The organism is Fibrisoma montanum (assembly GCF_003583365.1).
In the GTDB taxonomy this organism is placed as follows: Bacteria; Bacteroidota; Bacteroidia; order Cytophagales; family Spirosomataceae; genus Fibrisoma; species Fibrisoma montanum.
On sequence record NZ_QXED01000003.1, the window covers coordinates 891,674 to 907,460 of the forward strand.

Sequence of the window (15,787 nt, forward strand, 5' to 3'; positions counted from 1 at the left end):
GTCTTTACTAGTCAGTTACCCGTTATCTTCAAATCCGGGATAAAGCGCCATACCGCCGTCGACGACGATGGTCTGACCGTGAATATAATCAGCCTCGTCGGATGCGAGCCACGCCACCACGGCACCAATGTCCGATGTTTCACCAATTCGTTTGTACGGGATCAGTTTAAGCAGGTGATTCAGCGACTGAGGGGTTTCCCAGGCGCCCCGGTTGATGGGCGTCCGAATCGCCCCGGGGGCTACACTGTTTACCCGGACTTTGTACTCGCCCAGTTCCTGCGCAATCGACTTCATGAGCAGCATCACCCCTCCTTTCGAAGCCGCGTAGTTGGCATGGCCCGCCCACGGAATGAACTCATGTACCGAACTCATACAAATGATTTTACCGGTCGCCTGCGACACCTCCGGCCGTGGCCCCCGGCGCAGAAACTCGCGGGCCGCTTCGCGGGCGCACAGAAACTGTCCCGTCAGGTTCACGTCCAGTACAAACCGCCACTGCGCCAGGGTCATATCGACAAATAACGAATCTTTCTGTAAACCGGCATTATTTACCAGAATATCAACCGTCCCGAATGCCTCGATTGTTTGCGCAAACAGCTGCTGTACCTGATCTTCCTGGCTGATATCGGCCTGCACCAGCAGTACCTGCCCGTCGTCGGCGCGGATGATACCGGCCACGTCTTCGGCCCCGGCGGGGTTGCCGATGTAATTAACGACGACGTTGGCACCTTCGCGGGCCAGGGCAATGGCACAGGCCCGGCCAATACCCGAACTCGCGCCGGTGATAATGGCCGTCTGCCCGACAAGCCGCTGATTTGGTTTTTGATACATGAGGTGTTGGGAGTGAATTGATTGAACCCGGCTGGCAAGCCCGGCTCGTCCTGAAATCTATTTTGCCAGCCTGCCGCCGTTCACCGTCCTGATTTTATACAAACCCGTATGGGCGGTCAGGTACAGCGTCTTGCCGTCGTCGCCCCAGGCCATGTTCGCCGGGCGTTCGGGACCGATGATTTTGCCAAGGTACCTACCGGCCGGCGAGAGAATGCCTACGCCCCCCGGTATCGATACGAACAGATAGCCTTTGGTATCCACCTTCACACCGTCGAGGGCTTCGTCGGCGGGACCACCATCGGGGTCGCTTTTGTTCAGGTCGAAAAATACCCTGCCATTGGCCAGCATACCGTCGGATTTTACCTCATACCGCCAGAGCGTTTTGGTACGCTGGATAGCGCGGATGTCCCAGTTCGATACGTACAGGTACGTTTCGTCGGGCGAAAACGCGATGCCGTTTGGTCCGCCGAGGTCGGTAGTCAGCAGGTCCGTTTTGCCGTTGCGAATGCGGTAGACGCCCGAGTGGGGCGTTTCCTTGCGCGGGTCATCGTAGGCTTTCGGCAGGCCATAGGGCGGGTCGGTGAAGTAGATGTCGCCGTTTGATTTAATCACCAGATCGTTCGGACTGTTCAGTTTTTTACCGCCGTACGTATCCGAGAGCACCGTCATGGGCCCTTTCAGTTCATCGCGCACGATCCGCCGGTTGCCGTGCTGACAGACAACCAGCCGCCCCTGCGGGTCAATGGCCAGGCCGTTGGAACCGGGCTGGTGGTATTCGCCGATGTTATAGCCGGTGTAGCCCGTTTTGGTCATGTATACCGTCACGTTGCCCATCGTCGGGTCGTATTTGTAAATGACGTTTGCATTCGGGTCGCTGAACAGCAGGTAGCCGTCGGGGTGCCAGACCGGCCCTTCGGTAAACTGAAACCCATCGGCTACTTTCTCGATTTTCACCGTCGGATCAAGCGCCTTTTTCAGTTCATCCTGCCTCATAACCACCTGCCCCAGGTTCGTCCAGGCATCGGGCGTCGGCTTTTTCGGGTAAAAATCCAGGGTCGCGCTCCGAATCCAGACGTAGTTGCCGGGCAGATCAGCCACCGGCCCGTTGGTTACCAGAATGGCCAGGTCGACCGTTTCGCCGGGTTTGGCATCATCGGTCAGCCAGACACGCTGGCGGGCATTATAGCCGTTGATGACGCCGTTGGCCCGCGCTCCGTACGATTTACGCAGTTTGCCGTTGATTCTGACTTCGCTGTAATCGTCGGCCACCAGCTCGAACAGTACCCGCGAACCGGTCACGGCAAACGTCCCTACCGTTTCCGGCAGCGTGACCTTCACCCGGTACCAGACGTGGCTGAGCAGCCCGTTGCCACGGCGGGTTTCGAGGTCCGTAGCCGCCACGGCCTGCCAGTCGGCCTGGTCGAACGCCGGTGTGCCGGCCTGCGGTTCGAGCGCAAAGGTGCTGATGGCCCTGCCGGTTGGGTACAGAAGCGCGTTGTCCGTTTCAGACGGGCCGGGGGCGTTGAACGGGGCCGGTACGATTCGGGCATTCAGGGTTTTCCACTTCGCGTTTACCAGCTGCGTGCCTTCGGTGGTACGCAGGTCGACCACGGCAACGGCATTGCCCCAGGCCAGTTCGCGGATTTCCTGCGCCCGTGCCCGACCCGAAATCAGCAGAATCGCCAGGATGCAGAGTCGAATCATTTTAGTCGAGTTTCGCACTGGCGCCCGCTTTAGCTATTTCGGTGTCCTGATCGGCGCTCTTGGCTCCGCTCACGCCGATGGCTCCGATGACCTCACCTTTGTAGATGATTGGAAACCCGCCCTGCAGCATCACGGGACCTACGGTTGTCAGCGCAAAGCGACCGCCGTTGATGTTGTCTTCAAAGCCTTTGGTTTCCTTTTTGAACAGCGCGGCCGAGCGGGCCTTCTGGAACGACACCTCAGCGGCCTGGGCAAAGGTGCCATCCATCCGTTCGAGGTAAAGCAGATGTCCGCCCGCATCGACAATGGCGACGCTGCCACCGGGAGCCGCGTTGTCGGCCGCGTATTTGAGCGAAGCAGCCGCTATCTTTTTGCAGCTCTCCTGTGTGAGCAGGTACGTTGTTTTCACCTGCGCCTGCGCGAGGGTAGCCAGGGTGATCAGTACGCTGGTAATGAGTAAAGACGTTGCCATCGTGCAGAATAAATTAGGTGTGTTCTGGGGTCGGGTTGGTGGTGGGGCCGGGTTTGGGAACCCGGCCCCACGAATCAATGAACCGGCTTATTCTTTCGGTCCTTCGAACGAGGTGGCCGCCAGGGATTCCTGCGTTTCACCTTTCTTCAGAATATCATACTTCGGCTCTTTCTGACTCACGGCCGGCCATTTGCTTTCGGCGGTTTTCAGGTTCTTTACCGGTCTGGCCAGCCACAGTTTCAGGGCTTTGGCGTTATGATTGACCGTCAGATGACCATCCACGATACGGTGCGTCCAGATCTGGATCGGCCGCAGGTTTCCCTCGGCAACAGCAATGGCGCAGAACCCGCCGAACAGAGGGGCGTACCTGGCCGGATCAGCGTCGAACAGGGCTTTATTGGCCGCCGACGAAAACCAGTAGGTGGCTCCTTCGTATTCGGAAGCGAAGCTGGACGTACCCTTGATGGTCTGGTCGGGCATGGTAAACATAGCCACGCAGTCGTAGCCCTGCAGGGCGCAACCGTTCTGGTCGAGGTTCAGCAGGAATTTGCCGTCGCGGCTTCGCTGGGGCACCTGGGCATGGGCCGCTCCGATGAGCAACAGACCCAAAGCGAACATACTTAGGATAGCTTTCATACTGAGTTAATGGGTAGTAAGGCGGATTGATAAAGAGGTTTACTTCAGCATTCGTTATTCACACAAGAGCAGCGCATGACCGTCAGGGTCGCGAAGCCACAGGCCGCGCCGGACCGCCAGACCCAACCCGTCGAGCGAAACAATTCCGGGCGACAGAAACGGGTATCCCTGCTGGTGCAGCCGATCACGAAACGCAGCCAGCCCGCTGACTTTCAGGACCGTATGCCAGTGCCACAGGTCATTGGCCCGCGATGCTTCCGGATACGGCCGACCACCCGGCGGAGCGAGATAATCCAGCAGTTCGATACCCATGCCCCGCCCGGTCGTCAGGCCCGAGATCAGCAGATGAGCACCGAATACCTGATTCAGGTGTTCCTGCTCCGTACCGTAGTTTTCGCTCGTGCCACCCAGCTGCAGCCCCAGCCCATCCCGGTAGAACGCCAGCGACCGGTCCGTATCGGCGGAAGCGACGGCCGTGTGATCGATACCCAGGAACAGGGCGCTGTCCTGCCGCCCCGCGGCTGGTGGCTGCCATCTGGGATTGCCTTTTCCGGGCGGAAACCAGATCAGTTCAAGTACGTGACCATCGGGGTCGTGAAAATAAAACGCCCGAATCCCGGCCGCGGCCGGCAGATAGGCCGGGAGCGTTTGGGGCGCAGTGGATACGTGACCGACGCGATGCTGCCGTAACTGCCGGTACGCCTTGTCGATGTCGCTCACCACGATGGCAATATGTTGAAACCATCGGTCATTGCTGCGCGAATCGGGCGGCATGGAACGCCCCGTTTCCGGCCCCACAAAATCGAGCAGTTCCAGGGTTTCCTGCCCGAGCCGGAGCGTTGCCACGCGCACGGAATGGGTGGAATCGGGCAGTGAAAACAACCGGGCTGCCACGCCGGCCGCCACGGTACGGGTACCGATCAGGTCAAACGACAGCACCTGCGTGTAGAACGGCAACACCCGATTCAGGTCCGACACCGTGATGGTCGGGTGCATCACCCGCTCGGCTACCTGCGCCCGGCCGGGAACCGATCCAACCAGCAGCCCGGCGAGCAACAGGCTCTGCCTTATGTAGTTCGTATGGCGGATCATGGGACAGACCGGTTAGAGAACCTGTTGCAACAGATGATCTCCCACCCGCAGCGCATTGGCAGCCGTTGTCAGCGACGGATTATACGCTCCCGACGACGGAAAAAAACTGGCGTCGGCGACGTACAGATTGTCGAGATCGTGGGCTTTGCAGGTAGTATCAAGCACCGACGTAGCCGGGTCGGTACCGAATCGAAGCGTACCGCACTGGTGCGACACCCCACTGATTCCCAGATCATAGCCGGCCCAATGTACGGTCTTCAAGGCTGGGTCAATGTCGCCTAACCGACAGAACAGGTCTTTGAGTGACTGTTTTAATTGCTCAAAAGCGGCCACGTTGTTACGTTCCCGGTGATACAGGAGCTGGATATGGCCGCTGGGCGTCAGGGTCACCCGGTTTTCGGGGTCGGGCAGGTCCTCGGTCGTCAGCCAGAAGTCGATGCTATGCGAACAAAGCCAGTCGGCAGCCTTGTCGGGGAACATCGTCTGGCTCAGGCCGACTACCGTTGCGGGATCGTTCTTACCCATGAGCTGAATCTCGCCCAGCGGATAAGGATTCCGGGCCGAGGATTCGTAAAAGTCGCCGATGCAGAAATATTTCTGGAAGAACGACGTATTGAGCTTGTCGGGCGTGTAGGCGATCAGGCAGCCGTTGATATGCGCCATGTAGTTCCGCCCCACCAGTCCGCTGCTGTTGGCCAGTCCGTGCGGATGTCTGTCACTGGCCGACCGCAGCAGCAGGGCCGCCGAATTGATAGCCCCGGCTGCGAGAATGATCACATTCGCCCGAAACGTTTCGCGCTGCCCGTGTCGTTCCACCTCAACCGTCGTTACGCGCCGACCGGTTTCGTCGGTGCCGAGCCGATACACAAACGCATGGGTCATGAGCGTGACGTTGGGGTGCTGCAAAGCCGCCCGGACGCCCGTTACGTGCGCATCGGCCTTGGCTTCGGTCGGGTCCGGGAACCCGTCAAAATTACCCAGAACGGTAGGCGCATCGGGCCAGTAGGGATTATCTTCGGCCAGCCGCACCGCCATCGGGATCGGGAACGGCTTCAACCCTGTTTGCTGCACATGCTGGTACAATTCCTCCGTAAACGGCTCAATCGGGATGCTGCCGAACGGATAAGGGTCACTGGCGGGTGGCTCGAACGGATCGATACCCCGCACGCCGTGTACACTAAACAGACGCTCGGCCTGGGTGTAGTACGGAGCAAAATCAGCGTAGGTCAACGGCCAGGCCGGCGAAACACCGGCCGGGTGTTGTACCTCCCGAAAATCCGATTCGCGGAGCCGGAAGCTGGCAGCCCCGTACATTTTGCTGTTTCCGCCAACAACGTAGTGGGTAAACGGCTTGAACGGCTGATCGTCTTTGTCATACCAGACCTCATCGGCCCGGTAGCGGCCTTTTACGACCACTTCGTCAACATCCCAGTTTTCCTTTTCTTTCGGAATGAAGTCACCCCGTTCGAGTAGCAGAATTTTTTCGCCGGAGGGCGCGAGCTTCTGCGCCAGGGTGCCCCCACCGGAGCCAGTACCAATAATGATTACATCGTACGAGGAAGGTTGCATAGGAAGGCGGGTTAACGTAGCTAATCACAATTCCGAGTTCAAGGTACGGGCCCCCGAAATGGGGAAATGTCGGTAGGATGACATTGGAACTGGATTCCCCACGATTTACCTGAAAATGGGCGCCATTGGTGATACGCTGCACCGCTGTCCGGAGGTGACTATACGACCCGGCTATATTCGGTGTTTTGGCCCCGGTGAACCGTTTATCCATCGGCGGCTCACCGTGAAGTTGTTTGTTTGTCAGATATCCGACACCTTGCCGCCTGAATTCTCCGTTGATTTATCTGTGTAAATTATGCCAATCCCGCTCATGCCCATACGTACGTATTGGTTACCCCTCTGTTTTCTGCTGGTCTCAACGGCTCTTTTTGGCCAGACAAGCCCGAAAGCCTTCAACGACGCGACCGACGCCTTCATGAAAGCCCACGTCGACGATGGCCGCGTCGACTACGGCCGGCTCAAAAAATCGGGGGCGGACCTCAGTGCCCTTTACAAACAAGCCGGGAACACGACCCTGTCGGGCGCGTCCGATGCCGAGAAAAAAGCGTTTTACATCAATGCTTATAACGTAGCCGTGATTAACGGGGTCGTGCAGCAGTATCCGCTTAAATCTCCGCTCGATCAGCCCGGCTTCTTCGACAAGGTCAAACACCGGATTGCAGGCCAGGAGATGACCCTGAACCAGCTCGAAAAAGACCGGCTGCTGAACGCCTTCGGCGATGCCCGGGTTCATTTCGTGGTCGTTTGCGCGGCTGTCAGTTGTCCACCCCTGGCCAGCTTCGCCTATATGCCGGACAAACTGGATGCCCAGCTCGACGAACGCGCCCGGCTGGCCCTCAACGACCCGTCGTTCACTCAGGTGAACCGGGGGCAAAAAAAAGTGAATGTATCTAAGATATTCGACTGGTATAAATCCGACTTCACAAAAGGCGGCCAGTCCATTCTGGGGTACATCAACGGCTTCCGGCGCGAGAAAATCCCCAACGACTACGCCCTTGGTTTCTACGAATACAACTGGACCCTCAACGGTCGGTAGTCTTGCGCCCGGCGTCAGCACACAATACACCCACCTCACCGCCTAAACCCGTTCTCCCATGCCAACCCTACTCCGTCGCGCCGGCCTTATTCTGTTTCTGACTGGCTTTGCAGTATGGATCGGTTCGCTGACCCTGAGCCAGTTTCAGCTCACGGAAACGATTCTATCCCAAACGATCAAAGCCGAACACCTGCCCGCTATCCGTGCCCGAACGGCTTCCATGCTGGGCAAACGCTACAGTTCACAAATCCAGTTTATCGGTGATTTTAAAGCCGCGCTGAACCAGATCAACGACGAGTACCGCCGGCGGCAGGAATGGGACCGGATCATCTACGACAAATACGCTTTCAGCGTCACCAAAGCGGCCAGTACGGGCTTTTTCCCCCAGCATACCGGCCTGTTTTTCATCCTGAGCATCGTAGTGGCCATTTGTGGAGCCCTGCTGTATTCGATGGCCGGCCGCCAGTTGCCCACGGGTAGCTCGAATGATCACCTGTTCCGTCACCCGGCCACGTCACGGGGCTGGATCGGCATCAGCGTAGCGGTGTTTCTGATTGGCTTCTACGTCCTCCTGTATTTCTACCCCGAGTACCTCACCAACTGGGTGCTGCTGGTCGACCCGCTCAACCGGGCGCTGAGCGGCAACGCCAATACCGGCCCCTCGGCCAGTCAGTGGTTTCTGTACGGTACGCTCTACACGCTGGTGATTCTGGTGATGGGCGTCCGGATGCTGGTCCGGTACCGGAACAATCCGTACCAGCAGGTCCGTACGGTATCGGTCATGTTTTTTCAGATCACCTTTGCGTTCCTCCTGGCGGAACTGCTCGCGCGATTTAACCTGCCCGGTCAGGACCTGAAAAACATGTGGCCGCTGGATTACGCGTTCTTCTTCGACTACCGCATCGAGAACCACCTGCAAGCCGGCACGCTGGGAATCTGGATGCTGATCTGGGGCATTGCCCTGTTTGTGGTCGGGGTGCCGGTGCTGACGTATTTTTTCGGCAAGCGCTGGTACTGCTCGTGGGTCTGCGGCTGCGGAGGACTGGCCGAAACGCTGGGCGACCCCTACCGCCACCTGTCCGACAAGTCACTGAAAGCCTGGCAGATTGAGCGCTATTCCGTTCATGGCGTGCTGGCTTTCGCCGTCGTGATGACGCTGGGCGTACTGTACACCGTCTTCACCGGCAGTGGTTCTGTACTGGGTATTAGCACCTACGACCTGCGTAGCTGGTACGGCTTCGGCATCGGGTCGGTTTTCGCCGGGGTGGTCGGCACGGGATTTTATCCGCTGATGGGCAGCCGGGTGTGGTGCCGGTTCGGGTGCCCGCTGGCCGCTTACCTCGGTCTGGTGCAGCGCATCAAATCCCGCTTTCGCATCACCACCAACGGCGGGCAGTGCATTTCCTGCGGGAACTGTTCGACCTACTGCGAAATGGGCATCGACGTTCGCTGGTACGCCCAGCGCGGTCAGGACATTGTCAGATCGTCGTGCGTGGGCTGCGGCATCTGCTCGGCCGTCTGTCCGCGTGGGGTCCTGACCCTGGAAAACGGCCCGGTAACCGGCCGGCAGCTGGAACCCCGCCCGATTGTACTGGATACCAACGGAGCGCGGATAGGTCCGTACGAACCGACAATCAGCCGCCCAGCCATTTCTTAAATTCCGGTGCCCGGTCGCGGCTGACGAACAGCATGTCGGGGATAGCCGGTTTCAGCGTCACCTTGAGTTTTCCGTTGAGGTGTACGTACACGCCCGATACGGCCGGTCGGGCCACCAGGTACTGGCGGCTGGTCCGGAAAAACTGCCGCTCGTCGATCTGCTGCTCCACTTCCTCCAGGGTCTGGTCGAGTGGAAAATACCGGCCGTCGTGGGCTTTCAGGAACGTAACGCGGTCTTCGCTGTAGAAGTACGCCACCTCATCAATACCAACGGAAATCAGCCGCTGCCCCTGCCGGACCAGAAAGTGCTCGCGGTGCACCCCCTGCGCCGGGGCCGTCGACCGCCGGAGTCCTTCGATGAGCGCATTGACGTCGAACGCGGGTACCGTAGTCCGGTAGCGGTCGCTGAGCTGCCGGAACTTGGTCAGGCTGTTGCGCAGTTCCTCGCGCTGGATGGGCTTGAGCAGGTAGTCGATGCTGTGTACCTTGAAGGCTTGAAGGGCGTATTCGTCGTAGGCGGTCGTGAAAATCACCGGGCAGGGCACCTCCACTTCGTGGAAAATTTCAAAGCTCTGCCCATCCACCAGTTCAATGTCCATCAGGATCAGGTCGGGCTGGTCGGGGCCGGCCGTGCTGGCGCGCAGGAACCGGACGCTGTCTTCAATACTGTCGGCCCAGCCCACAATCCGGGCGTCGGGGGCGGTTTGCTGCACCAGCTCCCGGATGCGTTCGGCCGCCACGATTTCGTCTTCAATGATAAATAAGTTCATTCGGCAACGGGTTGAATAAGAGGAACTTTAACGGTGAAGCGCGTCGGCTCGGCCAGCACTTCGACGTTCGGTTGGTTCAGGAGTTTATACTTCGTGGCAATGTTGGCGAGTCCGGTGCCGGTAGTCGGTACGCTGACGCGCTTCTGCTGAACGTTGTTCGTCACCCACAGCCACCGGCCGTCCGGACTATCGATGCTGACGTGCAGCGGTTTACTGATCGAAACCTGGTTGTGCTTCACCGCATTTTCTACCAGCATCTGGAGCGTCAGGGGCGGAATCAGGCAGTCGGCGTAGGTATCGGCCTGCGATACGGTCAGCGAGATACCGGGGCCGAACCGGGTTTGCAGCAGAAAGAAATACGCCTGCGTAAACTGCAGTTCATTGGCCAGCGAAATCAGTTCCTTCTCGTTGCTCTGCAACAGGTAGCGGTACACCTTCGACAACTCGGCGATGAACTTGACGGCCTGCTCGGTGTCCTTCTCGACCAGGGCCGTCAGCGTGTTCAGGCTGTTGAACAGAAAGTGGGGCTTCACCTGATTTTTCAGCGAATCGAGCTGGCTGATGAGGTTGGCTTTCTTGAGCTGCTCAGCCTCCTGATTGGCTTTCTGCCAGGCATCCATGTAAATCAGCAGTTCGTAAAAACCGGCCGCCAATAGTCCATACAGACAGGTATAAAACAACCCAAACAGGTGCAACAGCAGCGGCCCCTGAGCATAGGTGAAGAAATAGCTGAAAACGGCCATCCGGACCCCATATATCAGCCCAATCACCAGCAACAGCAATAGCGCTTCCCGGCCAAACCGCCGACCCGAGAGGTCACTGAGCGGGTACCGGCGATGGGTGTAGAGAACCACCGCCCGGCTCGACTCCCAGATCAGCAACGCGGCTACAAGCGTATTGTCAACGACCAGCAGGACAGGTACGTTACCCTGCCAGACCTCCATGGCCATCAGGCCAAAACGCAGCAGCGCAATCACCAGGATCCCCCCGGCCCGAATGCGTATGTCATGAATAAATCTCATCCGTAACAGGTAAATCAGGTGGTACGTAACTTTCGGGTTCTCAGGCAGCAGACGGCTCACGATTCAGTACCCGTATGACAAATCAACAGCATCCGGCCTGATGCGCCAGCGAACACCTGCTCAACTTGTCGAATCCATTGCGCGAGTCGAACATACCGGCGACTGAATCGTAGCCTCCACCGGCCAGCGTTTGAATCCCGTTCCGCGCTATGCACTACGGTTGGCCAGACGGTCGGGTTGTTGCAGGCTGAAACGTAGAGCCGGCAGCCTATTGTGAAGCTACGAATAAGGCCCGGACATGCCGTCGGTGAAGTCACAAGATCGCCGGTCATGTCGATACCCACGCCCGGATTCTATCAATACGGTAGCAGCAGCAACCCCGATCGAATAGCCCAATCCGACGGGTCAGGGCGGTTTTAGGTCACCTGCGCTTTTGTCTTACCTACACAGCAAGCCGGTTTACCTACCAACCCCCGGCTTTCACCCTCATCGGTCCCACGGGCCTGGTTGTAGCGGCTACTTTTACAGCATCAACCCAACGCGATCAACCGTCAACTAACACGCACTCATGAAAACGCTCCTGATGCCTGCCGCTTTCCTGCTTCTGTTCACTACCGCCCAGGCGCCGATTGCTTCAGGCTGAAACGTGGAGCCGCGAGGCCAGCGTGCGGCTACGAATAAGGCCCGGACATGCTGTCGGGGAAGTTCACAAACTCTTCTGGACTGTCAATACCGACTCCCGGATTTTGTGCTTACGGTAGCAGCCAACGGCTTAGCCGTCCGATCCGACGAGTCAGGGGCCGTTTCGGGTCACCCACGCTTTTATTTGTTTCCCTCCACCGGGCGTCCCTCTACTTTTGATCCGTCAACACGACACGTTCAATCCTCAAACAACACATACTCATGAAAACGCTATTGTTGCCTGCTTTCCTGCTTCTGTTCACCACCGCCCAGGCCCGTCCTGTTCATCCGCAAACATCCCGCCACGGCCAGTCGCTGGCAACTCAGCTTACCGCCGGTGTGCAATGCCCCACCGCGCTGATCGAGTCGGGCCGGAGCGGTGTCATCGTCGTCAGCTTCCGGATCGGTGCCGATCAGCGCCTGACCGATCTGGTTGTTCACACCGACAACGAGCGGATCAACGCCGAACTCACCCGGCAGTTGCTGGGTCGCAAACTGACCGGACAGTCAGGTTCCCGTCAACAAACGCACATCGTACGTTTCCATTTTCAGCTTTCCTAACGACTTACCTTACCAAATCCGTCTCCCGGAGCAGGCCACTGTCCCGACTTCTTTCAGAAAACCTTCCTCTTTTATTAATCCCATGAAAAAATTTGCGTTTTTGATCCACATGCGTGCCAGCTACCAGACGGATATGCGGTCCCTGTCTAAACCACTGGGCCTGATTCCGGACTCCATCTACCGGCTGGCGCTCCGTAACCGCCCCCTGCCGCCGTTCGTCTGGAGCGACGTAACCCTGACTCCGGGCGCTACCGAACCCGAAGGACATATCATCATGCTGCCGTATACCGGCCGGCAAATCCTCGAACAGCAGAAAGCCATGCTGCCCCGCATTGAGCAGGCCGTTCAACTGGCCGCTGCCAAAGGTGCGGAACTGGTCGGGCTCGGGGCGCTTACTTCGCCGGTCACCCTCGGGGGAAAATTGCTGGTCAAAAACTCGCCCATCTCGGTCACCAACGGCAACGCGTTCACTGCCTACATCACCTGGCAGAAAGTGGCCCAGTTAATCCATACCTCCTCAAAGCCAAACCCCGTCGTGGCGCTGGTGGGTGCTACCGGCAGCGTCGGCAGTCTGGTTTCTCAGCTGCTGGCTACGTACCAGCCCACGGCCGATTATATGCTCGTGGCCCGCAACGAACGAAAGCTTACGGCGCTTGCAGCCGAGATGACCGGCATTAATGCTCGGGTGCGGCCGGTAGTATCGCAGCAGATGACCGACGTACGGCAGGCCGACATCGTTGTGCTGCTGACCAGCGCAGCCGATGCGTTGCTGGATAGCGGCCACCTGAAACCCGGGGCCATTGTGCTGGACGACACCCAGCCCCGTAATACGCACCCTTCCCTGCTCCGGCAACGCCCCGACGTGACCGTGATTGATGGTGGCCTGGTATCCATGCCCTTCCTGAAACTGGATCGGTACATCGGGCTGCCCCGCCAGATCTCCTACGCCTGTTTAGCCGAAACGATGCTCCTGGCCAAAGCCGACTACAACGGACATTTCAGCATCGGCCACCCAACGCTCGGGCAGGCGGAATACATCAGCCGGGTCGCCCGTCAGTTTGCTCACCTGGGCTTCGGCATTTCGCGCGATTACAGCTTCGGCCGGCCCATCGGGACTACCGAAACGGTTCAGGTAGCGCAGGAACCGGAATCCGTACTGATCAGCTAAACCCACTGCTCCATGAAACCTGCCTCTACCCAAATTGTCCTGCTCGGCGGTGGTTACGTATCGGTCTGGGCCTATCGCTCGCTCGTCCGGCGCTTACGGTCGGCGATCGACGCCGGGCACGTACAGATCACCGTAATCTGCCCCAACACGCACCATGCCTTCCACGGCTGGACGGCCGAAACGCTGACGGGAATCCTCCGCGAACAAAGCCAGGCCAGCCCACTGGCCGAACTCATGCCTAAAGCCAGGCTGATACAGGGGGTGGCAACCGCCCTGGATACGGTAGCCAAGGTGGTTAACGTAGCCCAGAGCAACGGAACAAAACTGGTTATTCCCTACGACCATCTGCTGCTGGGCATTGGTGCCCACGACAGCGAAGCCATCCCGGGCATTCGCTCGTTTGGCTACCAGATCAAGGAACCGGCCGCTTTCCGACGGACCAAGCAGGCTATTCAGGATCTGGTAGCGCAGGCGGCCGCCGAACCGCCGGCCCTCGCCCGGCAGTACCTGTCGTTTGTGGTAGCCGGGGGTGGCTTCACCGGCGTGGAAATCGCCACGAACCTGGCCGAGTACCTTACCGTATTGAAGGCGGGCTATCCTTCCCTGCAGGGGATACAGCCGCAGATCCGACTGGTTCATAGTGGCGACCGAATCCTGCCGTCGTTACGGCCTGCCTACAACCGGCTGGTCCGCTACGCCGAAAAGACCATCGCCGGCTACGGCATTGAGCTGGTCAGCTACCGGCGAATTGTTGAAATCAACGGAGCGGGTGCTTTGCTGAACGACGGCCAGTTTCTGCCCGCCCGGCTGGTTATTTCGACGGTAGGGCAAAGCCGCCTGGTACTGCAGGGGACGGAGTTCATGGCCCGCGACAACCAGCAGCGATTGATCACCAACGCGTACCAGCAGATTCCGGGTCATAGCACCATCTGGGGCGGTGGAGACGCCTGTCACGTTCCCTACCGGCACACCACCGATGCCTGTCCGGCCAATGCGCTCTGGGCCATCAAACATGGCGACTACGTTGGTCGTAACATCGCCCGGGCGATCCGGGGCCGTCGACTGCAGCCGTTTACGTACCGGGGCCTGGGGCAGTCGGCCAGTCTGGGATTGGGGAAAGGCATTTCGGAGTTGTACGGCCTGCAATTTACCGGACCGATTGCCTGGGGCATGCGCTGGGCCTTTTTCCACTTCTTCATGCCATCCCGCCGGGTGATGGTCGATGCCCTGAGCGACTGGGCGCACCTGTTCCGATTCCGGCAACGGCGGGCCCTGACCGCTGATCAGCCGGACGCCCGCCCACTGGTCCGGTCCTGACCACCAAACGCAGCGAAGCCGCACTCACGTATGAATGCGGCTTCGCTGATTCGGACAGATCGTACCGGTCGCTATTTCCCCTTATCCTCTTTCGGCTTCAGCGATCCCCGGGCTATCGTTTCCGGTTTTGATTTAGGCGTTGTGTACCGCAGCAGAGTGGCTGTCGGCAGCGAAGACTTTGGCGACCGCGTAACGAGCAACTGGTACGAACGGGTACCGATCACCAGGTTGTAATACATCATCTGCCCCGACTCCTGCGCCAAACTCCAGTTGGCAACCGGCTCTTTGGCCAGCAACGTAGCGTCTTCCTGAGTCAAAGCCGCATAGGACGTATCCGGCTGAAAATCTTTCCCCGTAACCCCTTCGACCACCGAAACAACGGTCGGTGGCGTAGTGGCTGCGGGTTTCGTTTGCGCAACCGCCGACGCTCCCATCAGCAGTATTGCAATCATTAGTTGTAGCTGTTTCATAACGTTGGTGCACAGCCGCAGGTAGTTCCGTCGGGCCCGGAATCCATGCCTTCAATCAGCGATGGACATGGGCCTGCCAGTTCTGTTGCGCGGCTGTACGCTATAAACTCGCCAGAGATCATAAACGTTTCTTCCGGCCCGAAATAACAGATTTTTAGCTTTTATATATCGTATAAAATACCTACTTTTATGATGCGCTTGAAACAGTAAACAACATAACTAAAACATGCAGGAGAACGTGTCATTACCTAAGCCGGAGGTGTTATTGCGGCTTATGCTTTACCACGGAATCAGCCGGCATTCGGCGACGCAGTTGTGTCCCGACGCCTGGACGGATTTTGATACAGCCACGGGGCCAACCTTCCAGTATGGCACCGAACATACGCTGACGGTGTTCACGCCCGAACCCGAACAGGGCTGTTACGTGGTAGCTATGATTCCGTACCTGCGCCACGTGACCCACCCGGATAATCCCGGCCTGCGGGTTCCACTGATTACCATCTATTTTGCGGACCGGGATCTATGGCCGCTGTTTGACCCACTCACGGAAGAAGACCTCAGTCCGCTGCTGGTCAACCAGCGCGAAACATCGGGTTGGTCCGATCCGTTGTTCGGCAGGACCGAACACCAGTAAATCATTGCAGGCGCGGGGCTTTCGGCAGGAGGCCCCGCGATCTGTTTCAGGTTAGAAAGAACACCCGGAAAGCGTCATTGTCCTGACCGTTCAGCCCCCCCCCATCCGATCCTAGCCGGCAGCGGCCAATTTACTTTCTCAGAAAGTGTCAGGCTGCCGGCTTCTTCC

15 protein-coding genes are annotated in these 15,787 nt (G+C 58.5%); 6 read left to right on the plus strand and 9 right to left on the minus strand.

Translation table 11 applies throughout. The features are described 5' to 3' along the window. Positions 1–15: 15 nt before the first annotated feature. From DYU11_RS13730 to DYU11_RS13755, 6 genes are all read right to left on the minus strand, one after another. Positions 16–831, minus strand: coding sequence for an SDR family oxidoreductase (locus DYU11_RS13730; RefSeq protein WP_119668233.1), 816 nt, complete (start codon positions 829–831; stop codon positions 16–18). A 57-nt stretch (positions 832–888) separates the two neighbouring features. Further along, entirely contained in the window at positions 889–2,535 is a 1,647-nt protein-coding gene (locus DYU11_RS13735) for an SMP-30/gluconolactonase/LRE family protein (protein WP_119668234.1), read from the minus strand. 1 nt (position 2,536) lies between these two features. After that, positions 2,537–3,007, minus strand: a complete 471-nt coding sequence (locus DYU11_RS13740) for a GlcG/HbpS family heme-binding protein (RefSeq protein ID WP_119668235.1) — start codon at positions 3,005–3,007, stop codon at positions 2,537–2,539. Positions 3,008–3,094: 87 nt separating this feature from the next. Next, positions 3,095–3,643: a YHS domain-containing (seleno)protein gene (locus tag DYU11_RS13745; RefSeq protein WP_119668236.1), complete on the minus strand. Its 549-nt coding sequence runs from the start codon at positions 3,641–3,643 to the stop codon at positions 3,095–3,097. Between the two features lie 54 nt (positions 3,644–3,697). Next, positions 3,698–4,735, minus strand: a complete 1,038-nt coding sequence (locus DYU11_RS13750) for a VOC family protein (protein WP_119668237.1) — start codon at positions 4,733–4,735, stop codon at positions 3,698–3,700. A gap of 12 nt (positions 4,736–4,747) precedes the next feature. Then, positions 4,748–6,304, minus strand: coding sequence for a GMC oxidoreductase (locus DYU11_RS13755; protein WP_119668238.1), 1,557 nt, complete (start codon positions 6,302–6,304; stop codon positions 4,748–4,750). Positions 6,305–6,614: 310 nt separating this feature from the next. Between DYU11_RS13755 and DYU11_RS13760 the strand changes: the two genes are divergently transcribed. Both DYU11_RS13760 and DYU11_RS13765 read left to right on the plus strand, forming a co-directional pair. After that, complete coding sequence (locus DYU11_RS13760) at positions 6,615–7,340, plus strand: DUF547 domain-containing protein (RefSeq protein ID WP_119668239.1); 726 nt, start codon at positions 6,615–6,617, stop codon at positions 7,338–7,340. A gap of 58 nt (positions 7,341–7,398) precedes the next feature. Further along, positions 7,399–8,997 (plus strand): 4Fe-4S binding protein, encoded by a 1,599-nt coding sequence (locus tag DYU11_RS13765; protein WP_119668240.1) that lies wholly within the window; start codon positions 7,399–7,401, stop codon positions 8,995–8,997. Here DYU11_RS13765 and DYU11_RS13770 read toward each other — a convergent pair. After that, a complete protein-coding gene (locus DYU11_RS13770) occupies positions 8,975–9,766 on the minus strand; it encodes a LytR/AlgR family response regulator transcription factor (protein ID WP_119668241.1) in 792 nt (263 codons plus the stop codon). The genes DYU11_RS13765 and DYU11_RS13770 overlap by 23 nt on opposite strands. Next, complete coding sequence (locus tag DYU11_RS13775; protein ID WP_147367938.1) at positions 9,763–10,788, minus strand: sensor histidine kinase; 1,026 nt, start codon at positions 10,786–10,788, stop codon at positions 9,763–9,765. Before DYU11_RS13775 ends, DYU11_RS13770 begins: the two co-directional genes overlap by 4 nt. A 903-nt stretch (positions 10,789–11,691) precedes the next feature. Here DYU11_RS13775 and DYU11_RS13780 point away from each other — a divergent pair. The 3 genes from DYU11_RS13780 (at position 11,692) to DYU11_RS13790 (ending at position 14,515) form a co-directional block, all read left to right on the plus strand. Then, positions 11,692–12,030 (plus strand): hypothetical protein, encoded by a 339-nt coding sequence (locus DYU11_RS13780; RefSeq protein ID WP_119668243.1) that lies wholly within the window; start codon positions 11,692–11,694, stop codon positions 12,028–12,030. Between the two features lie 82 nt (positions 12,031–12,112). Then, entirely contained in the window at positions 12,113–13,198 is a 1,086-nt protein-coding gene (locus tag DYU11_RS13785) for a shikimate dehydrogenase (protein ID WP_119668244.1), read from the plus strand. Between the two features lie 12 nt (positions 13,199–13,210). After that, positions 13,211–14,515 (plus strand): NAD(P)/FAD-dependent oxidoreductase, encoded by a 1,305-nt coding sequence (locus DYU11_RS13790; RefSeq protein WP_119668245.1) that lies wholly within the window; start codon positions 13,211–13,213, stop codon positions 14,513–14,515. A 71-nt stretch (positions 14,516–14,586) separates the two neighbouring features. Here DYU11_RS13790 and DYU11_RS13795 read toward each other — a convergent pair whose 3' ends face one another. Continuing rightward, entirely contained in the window at positions 14,587–14,985 is a 399-nt protein-coding gene (locus DYU11_RS13795) for a hypothetical protein (protein ID WP_119668246.1), read from the minus strand. Between the two features lie 226 nt (positions 14,986–15,211). Here DYU11_RS13795 and DYU11_RS13800 point away from each other — a divergent pair, with 226 nt between their 5' ends. Next, positions 15,212–15,619 carry a hypothetical protein gene (locus DYU11_RS13800; RefSeq protein WP_119668247.1) on the plus strand — a complete coding sequence of 136 codons (408 nt, stop codon included), beginning with the start codon at positions 15,212–15,214 and terminating at the stop codon, positions 15,617–15,619. Positions 15,620–15,787 lie beyond the last annotated feature (168 nt).

What these genes read in the sequence shown, in the direction of transcription:
- DYU11_RS13730 (WP_119668233.1), bottom strand. Translation starts at nt 831, where the DNA reads ATGTATCAAAAACCAAATCAGCGGCTTGTCGGGCAGACGGCCATTATC.
- DYU11_RS13735 (WP_119668234.1), bottom strand. Translation starts at nt 2,535, where the DNA reads ATGATTCGACTCTGCATCCTGGCGATTCTGCTGATTTCGGGTCGGGCA.
- DYU11_RS13740 (WP_119668235.1), bottom strand. Translation starts at nt 3,007, where the DNA reads ATGGCAACGTCTTTACTCATTACCAGCGTACTGATCACCCTGGCTACC.
- DYU11_RS13745 (WP_119668236.1), bottom strand. Translation starts at nt 3,643, where the DNA reads ATGAAAGCTATCCTAAGTATGTTCGCTTTGGGTCTGTTGCTCATCGGA.
- DYU11_RS13750 (WP_119668237.1), bottom strand. Translation starts at nt 4,735, where the DNA reads ATGATCCGCCATACGAACTACATAAGGCAGAGCCTGTTGCTCGCCGGG.
- DYU11_RS13755 (WP_119668238.1), bottom strand. Translation starts at nt 6,304, where the DNA reads ATGCAACCTTCCTCGTACGATGTAATCATTATTGGTACTGGCTCCGGT.
- DYU11_RS13760 (WP_119668239.1), top strand. Translation starts at nt 6,615, where the DNA reads ATGCCCATACGTACGTATTGGTTACCCCTCTGTTTTCTGCTGGTCTCA.
- DYU11_RS13765 (WP_119668240.1), top strand. Translation starts at nt 7,399, where the DNA reads ATGCCAACCCTACTCCGTCGCGCCGGCCTTATTCTGTTTCTGACTGGC.
- DYU11_RS13770 (WP_119668241.1), bottom strand. Translation starts at nt 9,766, where the DNA reads ATGAACTTATTTATCATTGAAGACGAAATCGTGGCGGCCGAACGCATC.
- DYU11_RS13775 (WP_147367938.1), bottom strand. Translation starts at nt 10,788, where the DNA reads ATGAGATTTATTCATGACATACGCATTCGGGCCGGGGGGATCCTGGTG.
- DYU11_RS13780 (WP_119668243.1), top strand. Translation starts at nt 11,692, where the DNA reads ATGAAAACGCTATTGTTGCCTGCTTTCCTGCTTCTGTTCACCACCGCC.
- DYU11_RS13785 (WP_119668244.1), top strand. Translation starts at nt 12,113, where the DNA reads ATGAAAAAATTTGCGTTTTTGATCCACATGCGTGCCAGCTACCAGACG.
- DYU11_RS13790 (WP_119668245.1), top strand. Translation starts at nt 13,211, where the DNA reads ATGAAACCTGCCTCTACCCAAATTGTCCTGCTCGGCGGTGGTTACGTA.
- DYU11_RS13795 (WP_119668246.1), bottom strand. Translation starts at nt 14,985, where the DNA reads ATGAAACAGCTACAACTAATGATTGCAATACTGCTGATGGGAGCGTCG.
- DYU11_RS13800 (WP_119668247.1), top strand. Translation starts at nt 15,212, where the DNA reads ATGCAGGAGAACGTGTCATTACCTAAGCCGGAGGTGTTATTGCGGCTT.